Source organism: Duncaniella sp. (assembly GCF_029056165.1).
Lineage (GTDB): Bacteria > Bacteroidota > Bacteroidia > Bacteroidales > Muribaculaceae > Duncaniella.
Window position 1 is genome coordinate 69,126 of sequence record NZ_JAIDBW010000035.1, and the last position, 15,963, is coordinate 85,088.

The 15,963-nt window shown below is 50.7% G+C and carries 8 protein-coding genes; 7 read left to right on the forward strand and 1 reads right to left on the reverse strand.

The features are described from left to right. The first annotated feature begins 74 nt into the window (after positions 1–74). The 4 genes from pelA to K2G41_RS07755 all read left to right on the forward strand — a co-directional run bounded on the left by pelA (position 75) and on the right by K2G41_RS07755 (position 7,097). Positions 75–1,244 (forward strand): pectate lyase, encoded by a 1,170-nt coding sequence (gene pelA, locus K2G41_RS07740; RefSeq protein WP_300117006.1) that lies wholly within the window; start codon positions 75–77, stop codon positions 1,242–1,244. Between the two features lie 289 nt (positions 1,245–1,533). Further along, positions 1,534–3,699 (forward strand): glycoside hydrolase family 97 protein, encoded by a 2,166-nt coding sequence (locus tag K2G41_RS07745; RefSeq protein ID WP_300117008.1) that lies wholly within the window; start codon positions 1,534–1,536, stop codon positions 3,697–3,699. Positions 3,700–3,997: 298 nt separating this feature from the next. Then, positions 3,998–6,445 (forward strand): thiol protease/hemagglutinin PrtT, encoded by a 2,448-nt coding sequence (locus tag K2G41_RS07750; protein ID WP_300117010.1) that lies wholly within the window; start codon positions 3,998–4,000, stop codon positions 6,443–6,445. A 34-nt stretch (positions 6,446–6,479) separates the two neighbouring features. Next, positions 6,480–7,097: a hypothetical protein gene (locus K2G41_RS07755; RefSeq protein WP_300117012.1), complete on the forward strand. Its 618-nt coding sequence runs from the start codon at positions 6,480–6,482 to the stop codon at positions 7,095–7,097. 131 nt (positions 7,098–7,228) lie between these two features. On the opposite strand, the gene K2G41_RS07760 is transcribed toward K2G41_RS07755, so the two are convergent. Beyond that, complete coding sequence (locus tag K2G41_RS07760) at positions 7,229–8,896, reverse strand: nucleoside kinase (protein ID WP_300117014.1); 1,668 nt, start codon at positions 8,894–8,896, stop codon at positions 7,229–7,231. 346 nt (positions 8,897–9,242) lie between these two features. Here K2G41_RS07760 and K2G41_RS07765 point away from each other — a divergent pair, with 346 nt between their 5' ends. The 3 genes from K2G41_RS07765 (at position 9,243) to K2G41_RS07775 (ending at position 15,866) form a co-directional block, all read left to right on the forward strand. After that, on the forward strand, positions 9,243–10,463 hold the full coding sequence (locus tag K2G41_RS07765; RefSeq protein WP_300117016.1) for a clostripain-related cysteine peptidase: 1,221 nt from the start codon (positions 9,243–9,245) through the stop codon (positions 10,461–10,463). Positions 10,464–10,500: 37 nt separating this feature from the next. Further along, the gene (locus tag K2G41_RS07770) at positions 10,501–11,424 is read left to right on the forward strand and encodes a mechanosensitive ion channel domain-containing protein (RefSeq protein ID WP_300117018.1); all 924 of its coding nucleotides are present in this window, start codon (positions 10,501–10,503) and stop codon (positions 11,422–11,424) included. Between the two features lie 632 nt (positions 11,425–12,056). Beyond that, positions 12,057–15,866 (forward strand): C10 family peptidase, encoded by a 3,810-nt coding sequence (locus K2G41_RS07775; RefSeq protein ID WP_300117020.1) that lies wholly within the window; start codon positions 12,057–12,059, stop codon positions 15,864–15,866. Positions 15,867–15,963: the final 97 nt, after the last annotated feature.

Below are 15,963 nucleotides of genomic sequence, written 5' to 3' on the forward strand. Positions count from 1 at the left end.
ATAAGTTTAGACCGGTTCAATTGTATATTGCCGATTTATTACCTACTTTTGCATACTGAAAATCATTATCACCCATGAAAAAATTATTGCAATTATTAGTAGCAGCCGTGCTGGCCGGGATGCCGTGCGAGGCTCTCGCCGCCCCCAAGAACTACGGGCTGCGCCGTACCGACAAAGAGTTTCTGACCTCAGCGGAGGCCGCCCGCATCGGCGAGCAGGTGCTTGCCTATCAGCGTGTCACAGGTGGATGGCCTAAGAACATCGACATGTGTCGGCCCCACACTCCGGAGGAGATGGCCAAGGTGCGCAGCGAGCATGACCGCCTCAATGACTCGACTACGGACAACAACGCTACGACTACACAAATGACTTTCCTCGCCAATATGTATCAGGCCACGGGGGACGCACGCTACCGCGACGCTTTCATCGCCGGACTGGAATATCTGCTGTCGGGACAATATGCCAACGGTGGATGGCCTCAGTTCTGGCCAGATCCCCAAGGCTATCAGATACACATCACTTACAATGACGGCGCGATGGCAAATACTCTCACCGTCCTCCGCGACATTGCCACCGGCGACGCCCCTTATGGCAACAATCTGGTCGATGACGCTACCCGCGAGCGTCTCCGGACCGCATTTGACAAGGGCATCGAGTGCATACTCGCCACGCAGATCCGTGTGAACGGACAGCCTACAGTGTGGTGTCAGCAGCACGACCGCGAGACCTATGCTCCGGCTCCGGCACGCTCTTACGAACTGCCGTCGTTCTGCTCGGCTGAGAGTGCGCAGATCGTTGGTCTGCTCATGCAGCTCCCCGATCCTGATGACCGCGTGAAAGCAGCCGTCCACGGCGCGATGAAGTGGTTTGACGCAAACAAGCTAATGGGCTACCGCATCGAGCGTACTGGTCGTCCTCACACCGAGGAGGTCAATACCCGCCTCGTGGCCGACCCCAAGGCCGGTGCGCTGTGGGGACGTTTCTATGACCTTGACAGCTGTAAAATCTACGTCTCGGACCGCGACGGTATCCCCCGCAGATCACTCGAAGAGATCGGTCACGAACGCCGTAACGGCTACAGCTGGTATAACGACAATCCCGCCGAACTTTACACCGTCTATGACAAGTGGGCCGACCGCTACGATACTGCCGGCAAAGTGAAGCTCGATATGACTGCGGCCAAAACGCCTGCAACCGACCGTCGCCGTCCCCGAAACGGCAACCGCAACGGCAACCGCCAATAACATTTTAATTCCCAACCGATTATCCCCCAACTGGTTGTAGGGACGCGGCGTGCCGCGTATGCCGAATGAAATAGTTGTAGCCTTTGATTCAGGCTGATGTATTTTATTTGGCATACGCGGCACGCCGCGTCCCTACAAACTAAAAAATTATTAAATGTGTCATAAACCCTTTTTAACTCAACCTTTCACGCCAAATATTTGACATTCCGATGATTTTTTGTAAATTTGCATAACTATCATACTTACATATTCTTACATCTTCAAAACCCATATCTGATACAACACAAAAATGGACTATCGTTTATTTTTTGCTCTTGCATCTGCGGCTGTCAGTGTCGCAGGCATCTCCGCTGCCGAAAAACTGACTTCGCCTGACGGCGACATCTCACTCACATTTGATATCCGCGACGGTCGCCCCACCTACTCCGTAGATTTCAAGGGCAAGGAAGTGATCGCCCCCTCCGGACTCGGCTTTAACCTATTCAGCGAATCGGGACGCAACAGTTTCGACCACCAAGGCAAGAAAGCCGGAGCTGACGCACTGTCACTCAAAGACGGGTTCGAACTCGTCAGCACGGCCCGCGAGAGTATCGATGAAACATGGCACCCTGTATGGGGAGAGGAGACCGAGATCCGCAACAATTACAATGAAATGGCCGTGACGCTCCGCCAGCCGGAGTTTGACCGCACGATGATCGTCCGCTTCCGCGTCTATGATGACGGTGTCGGTTTCCGCTATGAATTTCCCGGCCAGCCCAATCTCAACTACTTCGTCATTGCCGAGGAAGCGACCGAGTTTGCCATGACCGGCGACCACACCGCCTACTGGATTCCCGGAGATTACGACACGCAGGAATACAACTACACCAAATCGCGCCTCAGCGAGATCCGCGACCTCTTCCCCTCGAAAGTCAATCCCGACAATGCATCGACCACCACATTCTCACCTACTGGCGTGCAGACATCCCTACAGCTCAAGACGGACGACGGTGTCTATCTCAACATCCACGAGGCGGGGACAGTGGATTACCCCACGATGCACCTCAACCTCAACGACACCACCATGACGTTCAGTTCATGGCTAACCCCCGACAGTCAGGGACGCAAGGGCTACATGCAGACACCCACCAAGAGTCCGTGGCGTTCGGTGATGATCACCGATGACGCACGCGACATCCTCGCCTCGCGCCTGATCTATAACCTCAATGATCCTACGGACTTCGAGGATACATCGTGGATCAAGCCCGTGAAATACATCGGTGTGTGGTGGGAGATGATTACCGGAGCAGGTACGTGGAACTACACAGACGATGTCTATTCCGTGAAACTCGGCGAGACCGACTACACTGCGACCAAGCCCAACGGCCGCCACAGCGCGAACACCGAGAAGGTGAAACGCTACATCGACTTCGCCGCCGAGCACGGTTTTGACCAAGTGCTCGTCGAAGGTTGGAACGAAGGCTGGGAGGACTGGTTCGGACAGTCGAAAGATTATGTGTTCGACTTCGTGACCCCTTACCCCGATTTCGACCTCAAGGGTCTCAACGACTACGCCCATTCAAAAGGTGTGAAACTGATGATGCACCACGAGACCTCCGGTTCTGTCCGCAACTACGAACGCCATCTTGAAAAAGCCTATCAGCTCATGAACGACTATGGCTACAATGCCGTCAAGAGCGGATATGTCGGCAACATGATCCCCAGAGGTGAGTATCACTACTCGCAGTGGCTCAACAACCATTATCTCCACGCCGTAAAGGAAGCAGCCAAGCACAAGATCATGGTCAACGCACATGAGGCATCACGTCCTACCGGTCTGGCCCGTACCTACCCCAACCTCATCGGCAACGAAAGTGCCCGCGGAACGGAATATCAGGCAATGGGCGGCAACGACAAGAGCCACACATCCATACTCCCCTTCACCCGTCTGCAGGGTGGCCCGATGGACTATACGCCCGGCATCTTTGAATTTGACCTCTCGACATTCACCCCCGGCAACAATTCAAAGATCGCCTCGACTATCCCCGGTCAGCTCGCGCTCTACGTGACCATGTACAGTCCGCTCCAGATGGCTGCCGACCTGCCCGAACATTACGAAAAACACCTCGATGCCTTCCAGTTCATCAAGGATGTGCCCGTTGAGTGGGAGCGTTCGGTATATCTCGAAGCCGAGCCAATGGAATATGTGACCGTGGCGCGTAAGGACAAGAATTCCGACGAATGGTATGTAGGCTCGACAGCCGGAACCGCTGACCGCAAGAGCACGATCGACCTCTCGTTCCTCGATCCGGGACGTAAATATGAGGCGACAATCTATGCTGAAGCACCTGACGCCAACACCGTCGATGGCCAGACACGCTACACCATTACCCGCAAGACCGTGACCTCAAAATCACGTCTCACACTCAACGCACTTGCCGGAGGCGGCTACGCCATCTCGATCAAACCTCTCTGAAACGGCAATTTTTAAGTTCCGGACCGGTAATCGCTAAAAAATCCACGCCGCAGGGACGCTTTTTACCTCCTGATTTTCATTCCGTAAGGATATTTTGCTTATATTTGTCCTCCGAAACCGGGCGACAGATATATGTGCTGAAGTCAGGCCGTAAAAAAGCGTCCCCGCTGCATTTACATATAAGCCAACCATCCGCTTTGAAGAAAGATAGTCTTCGCTATAGCCAATGATGCATATTGCTTGATTCAACCGTGACATACCACACCCTAAAAAATAATATTATTCCATATCTCCACTTATGCGAAAATCCCTACTTTTCCTCACTATTGCCGGCTTGATCGGTACTGCGGCCTCCGCCCGCACCCTGACTCCGGCCGAGGCACTCGCAAGAGCCTTATCAAATGACGCCACGAGCGCGAAACCACTCCGCGCACCGGCGAAAAAGACACCCGTAATGACCATGGGTGAAACCGAAAGCCCCTCCATCTACGTTTTCGACCAAGGTCAGCAGGGCTATATCATCGTCCCCGCCGACGATGTGGCTGCTCCGGTGCTCGGCTACAGCTCAAACGGCACTTTCGATCCCGAAAATATTCCGGACAATCTCCGCTGGTGGCTCTCACAGTATGAGGCCGAGATCGAAGCAGCCAAGGCCAACGGAGTGCAGACTTACAGCGAATTATCGCGTCCGACCCGCAATCCCATCGCTCCTCTTTTGAAAACGACATGGGATCAGGGCACTCCCTACTCCACATATTGCCCCATACTTAACAACGAGCGCACGGTTACAGGCTGCGTCGCCACGGCGATGGCTCAGGCCATGAACTTCCACAAATATCCGGAGACATTCAACGCGAATTTCTCATACAGATGGGAAGCAGGCGGTGCAATACTCAGCTGGAAGCAGGCAAATGTCAGACTTGACTGGGACAATATGCTCGACTCCTATAAGTCCGGTTACAACGAGACTCAGGCCGATGCAGTGGCACTCCTCATGAAAGCCTGTGGCTACTCGGTCGATATGAGCTACAATGTCGCCAGCGTAGGCGGTTCGGGAGCATCATCATACTCAGTGCTTGATCAGCTCGTCAACACTTTCGGATATGACAAGGGAGCGTCACTCGCCATGCGTGAATTCTACACCCTCATGGATTGGGAAAACCTCATCTACAATAATCTCGCCAACTGCGGACCGGCAGTCTATTCCGGAGCCAATTCATCGGCAGGTCACTGCTTTGTCTGCGACGGCTACAGCGACAACGGTTATTTCCATTTCAACTGGGGATGGAGTGGCGTAAGCGACGGTTATTTCCTTCTTACAGCCCTTGACCCTGACGCACAGGGTATCGGCGGCAGTACGTCAGGCTACAATATCGAACAGACTGCCATACTCGGCATCCGTAAGCCGACAGCCGACTCCAAAATAAAACTCAACATCCTTTGCGAAGGTACTTTCTGGGCAACTGCTACCGATAACGGCAAATTATCCATCACCGGGGGTTTCTACAACTTCTCTCCCGCTACCGTAAGTGGTCAGTTCGGTCTCCGCTTCATAAACGAATCAACCGGTAAAATCGAGGAAATCTTTAACACGGCCAACACCTACGACTTCCTCTACGGCATAAGCGGCCTCACGCTTCATAGTGTGCCGCAAGGGACATACAGGATGTATCCTATCTTCAAGCCCACAGACGAGAGCGTCATGATCATCCCCTGCACAACTAATCAGGCAGGCTACCTCATCGTAAGCAATGACGGGAAGGACATGAAAATCACTGCACCCGAAGTTGGCCGCTACTTAATCAGTGATGTAACTTTTGATACACCCATGTACAACGGCATGGAATTCCTTGTAAAAGGCAAGGCACAGTGGACCGGATCATTCAGCACGTCGGTCACGGTGTATGGACTTCTCATGACCGGTACCACCGCAGAAACAGTCATCGCATACGCCGAACCGATACAGCAGGAATTCCCGGCCGACAACCAACCTGTGGAATTTGAATACATGTCGAAATTGAGCCAGTATAACTCGACTCTCTATCCCAACGGTCTGACTGCGGGTAATTACTATTTCGCTTTCGCTATACCTGACGATACTGCCGAAACCGGTTGGAAAATCATCTCCAATCCCATTGAAACCACGCTGAAAAACAATCCCGGTGATCCTAACATCACACTCGTCAGCTTCAACATCGTGGACCGCAACAATGTCGATCCGGATAATATCGTAGTGAACCTCAAGGTAAAATGCACATCCGGTTACTTCTTTACGAATCTGATTGTGGCATTTTTCGATCTGGGCGGTCGCAATGTCGGTCAGTTCAACTCCAACACCGTCTATATCGCTCCCGGAGAAACAAAGGAAATCACCGTTAAGGCTCAGCTCCCCAACGCTGTCGCCGGTGAGGTATATCAAGTAGCTCCCTACACTTTAAATGCCCACCAGCTCTCCATGTCTCTCAAATGCACAATCGGTGACCGGAGCGGTATCGCCGACGTTATCGCCGACAATGCCGTGACGACCGCGAGCCCGAACCCGGCCTTCGATTACACAGTAGTCACCGCGCCGACTGAGATCAGCGGCATAGATCTCGTGGCCATCTCCGGCCGTGCGGTCTCAGTTCCGGCAGAAATCAGCGGCAACACAGCCCGTCTGGACGTGAGCGGTCTTGCTTCCGGTCTCTATATATGCCGCGTGGTCACGGCTGACGGCATGGAGACTGTCAAGATCATTAAGAAGTAGTGACAATCCACTCCCCCATTTTTTCATGAACACAATGACCAAGTCATTAATATTTCCGGCCATGATCACAAGCATGATCATGGCCGGATGTGCTACACAGAAGCCAACAGTCTCCGCCGATCCGTCAGGCATAAATGCTCTCGGATGGAACGGCAGTCATGAGACAGCAGTCAATGATTCAATCACCGTAGTGACAGTTCCTTCAAGAACGACGCATGGCATCAGCGGTGGCCAACGACAGGTGACAGACCTCCCCATGACACGCATCTACAAAACCAACGGAGATTATGCCGATCGCGTCCCGGTGACACTCAATCAGGCGCGCAATGCCATCGTGGCCTATCCTGCCCCATCCGATCTGCGCGACAGTGAGCCTCTGAAGCTTGCCGATGGTTTCCTGCTTGACCGCAGGGGTATCGGAGTCAACTCCGCATTCACCCGCTGGACCTATCAGGAGTATGCAGCTCTTCCGGCCGCGCCGTCCCCTAAGGAGATACTGGCCAACATTATCCCTGATGCCCGCGTGACACAGCTCTATGAAATGCCCTTCACAGTAGGCGCAACAGATGTGACGGCCCGCTGCGACAGCCTAATCAAAGCCGGTCTGCCCGGCTGCAAATCCCTGATCCTATCGTTGAAATTGGGTGAATAAAATGTAGGGACGCGGCGTGCCGCGTATGCCGAATGAAATAGTTGTAGCCTGCATGTCAGGCGGACGTATTCTAATCGGCATACGCGGCACGCCGCGTCCCTACATTTATCCGGTCTCGTTGGGCTATTATATCAATAGTGGAAGGATGATCCGCCGAGGAATTCGCGCAGGAGTGATGTGGGCGGAATGAGAGTGGAAGGGATCGGTGAGAAATATCCGAGGAACTTGCGCAAGCGATGAGCCTCGGCATACTCCGGGACATCATTGGGGACGCTGCGAAGCACCTTGTCAGCTTCATCGCGCATCACTCCAAGCTCAAACAGGAGAGATGAATTGAACATCGAATCGGCATTTTCCTGATATGGGAAAATCCATTTCTCCTCACCGCGACGCACGCTCGGCCAACGGCGTATGGTGTCCAACGCACTTGCTCCACGATATTTGTAGTCGCGGATGATACGGCGCAGCAGACGCGTATCAGTGGTTGAAACCCAGTTGTGATCATCTATGGCAAGAGTGGTGAGAGCCGACACGTAAATACGATATTTCATCTCCGGATCCACATCACGTGTCAGTTCGGGATTCAGACCGTGGATGCCCTCGATGAGCAGGACGGATCGGGAATCGAGCTTTATGCTCTCGCCACGGTATTCGCGTTCGCCACGTTCGAAGTTGTAATACGGTATCTCGATCTCCTCGCCCATTATGAGCCGGTTGAGATGATCGTTGAAAAGTTCCAGATCAAGTGCAAAAAGTGACTCATAGTCATAATCACCACTCTCGTCACGCGGCGTGCGGTGACGATCCACGAAATAATTGTCAAGCGAGATCATCACAGGCTTGAGCAGGTTGGTGAGCAACTGCACGGCCAGACGCTTGGTGAATGTGGTCTTACCCGACGATGACGGACCGGCGATAAGCACCACGCGCGCTCCGCCTTCGTTGTAACGGGTGGTAATACGGTCGGCGATCGCCCCTATATATTTCGTATGGAGTGCCTCCGCGACATTGATCATCATGCCCGTACCCTTTCCGGCAGCAACCTCGTTGACGTCACCGGCGTCGCGTATGCCTATGATAGAATTGAATTTCAGATAATCCGTGAAAGCCTTGTAGAGTTTGGGTTGCGGAAGAGGGGTGGCAGGTCGGGTGGGATCGGCAAGATCCGGACCGAGCAGGAGAAGTCCCTCCTCGTATGGGATGAGATCAAACACACCGAGAAGTCCCGTGCGGGGTACAAGATTTCCGTTGTAGGTATCCGCTATACCGTCCAGACGGTAATAGACCGTGTAAAGCTCATGGAGAGTTTGCAGAAGCTCCACCTTTTCGTGGAGACCCTGAGCACGCATGATGTCAATGACATCGGTTGTCAGACGCTCCTTTCGCTCGAAGGGCAGATCACGGCGGACAAGTTCCATCATCCCCGCTTTCAGACTTTCACACACCTGCTGATCCACATGAATTCCGTCCAGACGGCAATAATAGCCGCGCGACACGGAGTGACTGATAACGAGACGTGAGCCGGGATAGATGGATGCAACCGTGCGATAAAGCATCATGCACAGCGACCGTATGTAGCATCTGTGACCCGAAGGGGAATCTACAGGCAGGAATTCGACCTGCTTGGGCATGAATACCTGAAATGAAAGATCCTCAGCCTTATTGTTGACACGCGCGCAGACCGGGACGAAAGGAATACGCTCTTTGAGGCTCTCGTATATATCACTCAGGGTCATTCCACCTTCGACGGGGATATATTCGCCAAGATTGGCGCAATAGACTTTAAGTTGCTTGCTCATAATTGTGATGAATTAAATTGGGGGATGAGGATTTTTCAAAGTTAACCATGCTTTTAATTAAATTTTGCAAAGGCATTTTCCAACGGAGTTAACTTTAGTTAATTTAAACCTTTTATGAGAATTTAACGGCTATTTCAGCCAATTTGTTCAGAGACCGCACGACAGTTCTGGGCATGACAGATGATGCTGCCATCACCCCATACCGTCCCCATCCGGATCACCACGAGGATAACTGTGTTGCATAAAGGCCACAAGTGGTTAAAAATCATGAAATCAAGTGGGAATACAGCCATTTTTCGTAACTTTGTAAGTTAAGAAATCATTCACTATACACACTTTTAAAGCAATGACAAGCAAATTACTTAATATATTCCTTTCACTTGCCGCGCTGCTTACGCTTGCAGCATGCGGAAACAGTGACGAACCTCAGCCAACGCCCGAACCGGAGCCTGAAATCAGCAGCCGGACTGTCCTTGTCTATATGGTGGCCGACAACAATCTCGGTTCATACCTGAATTCAAGCGACCTGAAGGAGATGTCGGAAGGCGTTGCGCAACACGGACTCAACGGCGGTCGATTGCTCGTATATCACAACCGCCGCAACACCGCCGCAGGAAATCCGCCCCTGCTGCTTGACATCACTCCAACGGGTATTGACACGCTTAAAACCTACCCCGACGATCCTTCGATCTATTCTGTCGAGATCAGCCGTATGCGCGAGGTTCTTGCCGACATGAAATCATTCGCTCCGGCCAATGACTACGGCATGATCTTCTGGGGTCACGCTACCGCATGGATGACCCACGACAGCTCGGACATCACGGAGAGCGTAGCCGCTCCTAAGAAACGTTCCTACGGATCGGACCGAAACAAGTGGATGACGCTCTCATCAATGGCCGAGGCCCTGAAGGATGAGAAATTCTCATTCCTCTACTTCGACTGCTGTCTGATGGGCACGGTCGAGGTGGCATACGAACTGCGGGACATCACTCCTTACATCGTTGCTTCACCGACGGAAGTCGAGGGAGAAGGCATGCCATACTCTCTCAACATTCCTGCCTTTTTCGCTACCGACAAACCTGACGTGATCGGGATGGCAACAAATACATTCGAATATTACAACAACCGCGCATCGTCAAGCTGCCAGATGGTCGTCATCGTCACCTCTACCCTCGACGCACTCGCCGATGCCACGCGCAAGGTGTTTGCCACGCAGACCTCCTTCCCCCTCACGCTCTGGGATGTGCAGGAACTCTCGAAAACCCACTCAGAATTCTTCCGAACCACATCGCTTTGCAACGACTGCCATCCCGTCTATGACATGGAGGACTACATAAAGGCCATGACATTCGATAATCCGGATCTCCTGACCGAATGGCAAAAGGCTCTTGACAACACTGTCCTCTACAAAGCCACCACCGCACGCGATTTCACAGGCATACCCGTCATCCATTACTGCGGCCTCGGATCATACGTGGTCCGCAAGGCTAATCACGGCGATTATCACGGCTACACACTGACTTCATGGTGGAACGATGTCGTTTCGACCGCACCGCTGTTCAAATAACTGCTTCTTAATTGACCAAATTACATACCGACCACCAATGTTACAATTCGACATTCTCCCGACTGATTCAGTCCCCACGATTGACGCGGAAAAAACCGCGCTGAAAAACATGTCATTTGACCAGCTAATGGACACACTCATACATGACTTGGTTCATTTCGCCATATCGCTCGCCGTTGCGATACTCGTTTTCTACGTGGGCAAATTCATCATCAAGAAGCTCTACAACTTCGTTGTCAACATCTTGAACAAACGACAGATCGATCCATCGTTAGGCACATTCATCATGAGCCTCGTGAGGATCGTGCTCTACTTCATCCTCATCGTCACCGTCATCGGCATTCTCGGCCTTGAGACAAGCTCCTTCCTCGCCCTCTTCGCCTCCGCCGGTGTCGCTATCGGTATGGCCCTCAGCGGCACGCTTCAGAACTTTGCCGGAGGAGTGCTCATCCTGCTGCTGAAGCCCTTCAAGGTCGGTGACTACATCGAAGCGCAGGGCTTCGCAGGAACTGTGACCAGCATCGAGATATTCAACACCATCATCTGCACATCCGACAACAAATCCATCATCATCCCCAACGGGGGACTCTCCACCGGAACGATCAACAACTACTCCACTCAGGCCTACCGCCGCGTAGAGTGGAAAATCGGCATCTCATACGGCGAGAGTGTCGAGACCGCGCGAGGAATTATTCTCGACCTTCTCAGCAAGGATACGCGTGTACTTCAGGAAAAACCCGCCGATGGTCCGAGCGTGGCAGCTCCTGTAGTGTATCTCGCTTCACTCGACGATTCAGCCGTCACCCTGACAGTGCGCGCATGGGTGGCCAGTGCAAATTACTGGTCAGTGTTCTTTGATCATAACGAAGAATTCTATAATGTCATCACCGCGCGTCCGGATCTCTCCTTCCCCTTCCCGCAGCTTGATGTCCATATAAACCCCGAAGCGAAAGCCGAATAGCCCGTCGCATAACCGACAGGCCGACCGTGTGCCCACATCTTCATTTTCCCGACACAAAATTACGACGCAACGAGCGTCAGACAGTGCGATAATGAAATAAAATAAGTGTTAATACCCATCTAATATATTGTCTATTCGGATAATATAGGTAAATTTGCAGATGGAATGGCTGGAGTGTCATTCCATCTGCAAATTTTTTATAGAGCGTTTTTGCTTTTTTCTTCAACTGGAAATCGCCAAATTTTAAGGATAAGGAGAGAAGCAGTCACAAAACGCTCCATGCGTGCGCTATATCCTCCACCCCACAAAGCGCGGGGCTGATCGATATATCAGCATGGCGTGGGGTGGGCTGCATATTTTATCCAAGGCGTTTGGCGATGCCTCAGTTGTGATATACAGCGACCATCGTCCCACGCTTTTTTTGTATAACCACGACTCATATTGGGATAAAGAGTTGACATCCATTTTATTCAGCTATAAGTCAATAACAATTTCAATAACTTCCATTTTCACACTTTCCTTGACCTGAACGACACCCGAGACGACCGAAAAACTCCTTTCTGCCGTCACCACTCTCTTTCCATTACTTTTTTGACTGTTGAATACCAATTATTATCACAAAACCCAACTTAATGGACAAATTAAAATCCCTTATTGTAACCCTTACACTTCTCGCGCCGACAGCCATATCCGCACGAAACTACAGTGTCGAGGAAGCCAGAGATATTGCAACCTCTTTCATTAAAAAAGACAATTTGAGCAGAAGTGCAGCATCGACCAAAACTAAACTAACTCTCGCAACTCAAGGCGGAAGCAGATCCACAGCAGCCGAATACTATATCTTTAATGTCTCCGATGACAACGGATATGTCATCGTCAGCGGTGACGACCGTTTCAATGAAATCCTCGGCTATGCGGATTCCGGCAACTACGAATCAGCAAAATCCAATGCCGCTTTCGACTTCTGGCTCAGCTGTATGAAACAAGAAATGTCTGCCATACCAGACAAAAAGAATACCGATACCCATCTTAGCCGCGGATCGCTTGTGATGACGGAGGTCGCTCCGCTGCTTACCACCACTTGGGGGCAGAATGCACCCTATAACAATGACTGTTGGGTCGGATCTTACCGCCCGACAATCGGCTACGAATCGCAACACGCTCCGACAGGATGCGTCGCTACCGCGATGGCTCAAGTCATGAATTACCATAAATGGCCACAGAGTTACAATGATTTTGAGTACAAGTGGGATCTGATGCTCCCGTCCTACGACGGTTCTGAATCCGCTGAATCTATCGACCAAGTGGCAAAGCTGATGAGTCACTGCGGAAAATCAGTCAATATGACCTACGGTTCGTCGGCAAGCGGTGCATCCGACATCCTTATCCTATCCGCACTCGTCAAAGACTTCGGCTACGACAGCGAAAAAATCCAGAGACTCAATCGCAACTCCTACGGCTACGAACAAATCCACTCAATTCTGAATACCGAACTGAAAGAGGGACGCCCCGTAATTGTCGGCGGAGACTATCCCGGAATCAGCATGGGTCATGAATTCATCTTCGACGGCTGTACTTCCGACGGCTTTTTCCATGTCAACTGGGGATGGAGTGGCTATCTCGACGGATATTTCCGTCTGACTTCACTCCGTCCGGAGGACTACGGAACAGGTGGCGCACAGGAGGGTTACAGCTTCAATGTCTCCCTGTTCGTAGGCATCCAGCCTCAAAAGAATATCGTTGACGAAGTTTCATTACTTCCCAAAATCGTGGCTTCCGGTGATTTACTCTGGGTTTATGAAGAGGGACGCGACACTGTGACGACAAAATATTACTCATATATGGAGCCATACTTCAAGACTGAAAACGGCTTGCCACACAACGGCTTCACCAATGTAGGTGCCGCCTCCTTCATAGGCTACGATGATATCATACAGACCAAATGGACCAATCTCTCAACCGGCGAAGTCACAATCAAAGGCGGAAAATATTTTGTAAGAGGCATCAAGTCGGGATATTATACTGAAGATATATCTTTTTTCAATAATGGATTCAGCATTGATCTGCGTCCGGATGAAAAATATGAGGTTTCACTCGTCTATCATCTTTCAAACGATGCGGAAGGAGTCTATCACGATGTAGAATTCGATACCGGCCGTCGTTCTTCCGTCATCGTTGAACGATTCGGTGACAGCCTGAGATATATCTATCCCAAGACTCCGGTACTGCTTAAAGCTGACATCCCCACTCTCTCTGACCGCTTGCAGATAAAGTCCAATCAGAATTTCAGTGTGAATTTCACCAATACGTCCGATACGGAATATATCGGCGCAGTGAAGTGCCTGTTCAAAGATTCCGAGGGCAACATCCTCAATAATCTTACCGACTATGTGATGCTCGACCTTCTTCCAGGTGAGAAAATCACCGAGGACCTTACGCTCTACAATCTCGGCAAAGCCACACCAGGGACATACACCGTCGGTATCTATGACTACTGCAACAATCTCATCAGCGAGGCAAAGACCGTGGAACTATACGAGTATGTGTTAGCCGTTGACGAAACAAATTTCCCCGACCCCGTATTCAGGGACTACATCAGTTCGAAGTATGACCTTGACAATAACGGAATACTCTCGTCCTCCGAACTGAACAAAGCCAATACAATTCAGGTCAATGGCCTCGGTATCGCAGATTTCAAGGGATGTGAACTCCTTCCGAATTTAAGTTTTGTGGAAATCATTCAGGAAAAATGTACGGCAATAGATCTCAGCACCTGCGGTCCGTTCAACTATCTTTCCATTCAGGATACACCCCTTGAGACAATCACACTCGGCAACCGAAAGGAGCTGATGTACTTCACCATCTACAATACTGCCCTGAAAGAAATTGATCTTACGGGATGCCCCAAGGTCACAAGCCCATACTTAGTGCGGAATAAGCTTGAGAAACTCCTGATCCGTGGACTTTCCAACATCCAATCTATCTCATGTGGCGAAAATAATCTCACGGAACTTGATCTGACCGGACTTACCAAACTAACCCAGTTGAAATGTTCGTCAAACAATCTGACAACTATTGATCTGACTGCCCACACCAATCTGACTGCTCTTGAGGTTGCCAAAAATAAATTCTCAGGCAAATTTGACATGTCGAATTTCAATCAACTCAAATCCCTGAGCGTATGGGGCAATGAAATCACCGAACTGGTTCTCGGTGATCATCCGGATCTCAAGTCCTTAGATGCTTCCGACAACAAACTGACCGGCAAAATTGATGTCAGTGGCTACGGCCTACTCGAATCTTGTGATGTCAGCAACAATAATCTTGATGAATTCATTTTAAGTGAGAAAAATAAAGCGATCACTTATCTCAGATTATCGAACAACCGACTGAAAGGACTCCTTGACGTGACATCACTCGAAAATCTCGAAAACCTGTATGCTGAAAACAACTCACTTGAAGAAGTCTTATTAAAAAAGCACGCTAATCTCAAAAACATCTCACTATCCAATAATAAGCTGACCGGCAAGATAGATTTAAGTTCCTGTACCAAGCTCTCGTCAATCTACGCTTACAACAATGAACTTTCCGAGCTCGTGTTTGGCAGCCATCCGGATCTGGAAACCATCAGCGTGAGCAACAACCGGCTTGAAGGTCAAATCGATCTATCACACTGTCCCGTCATCCGGAAACTCTACTTGGACAACAATCAACTTCAGGAAATCATCTTGACCAACCATCCCGAACTGGAAATACTTTACATGGATATGAACCCGCTAATCGCAGGCACACTCGACATATCCGGCTCGCCGAAACTTCAAAGTCTCCACGCATCCGGCAGCAATATTGCCTACTTCAAATATGCCCAGCATCCATATCTCAAGACAATCTACATTGACAACAATTGCCTGACCCACTTCCATGTGGAAGATTTTGAGGCCCTGATCTCAAATTCACATCATGGACAGAAAGCCAATCTCACCATCGGGACACCAAACCTCAATCTCAAGACCATTTCTTCGACAGGTTTTGACCCTAAACGCGCATCCGATTGGTGGATCTATTGGAATGACGGGACTGAATCGAAACATCAGGAAGCTTCGACCATCAACGATGTCCTCATAATTCCAGAGGAAGCCGGACGAGAAGTCACACTCGAATATAAGTACCTGACCGATGTGACCACAAACCGCAAGACTAACTTCACTATCAATCTGACACGTGAAGGCATCACGGCAATCGACGACATCACGGCCGACTCAACCGATGAAATCACCGTCGAAGGTAACACTATCCACACCGCCTCCGACTGCATGAAGGAGATCTTCAACATCAGCGGCCAGTGTATCTATCGTGGTACTGACGAATCAATCAGCATTGACGGCGGACGCGGCATCTATCTCATCCGCATCGCCGGGAAAACCTTCAAGGTGATAATTTGATTCTTTCAGTCCTACGGCCTCACTACACCCGGACATTTCAACTACCCCGCCTCCATCCGTCACATGACCCTATGACGGATGGGGGCGGGATTTTTCA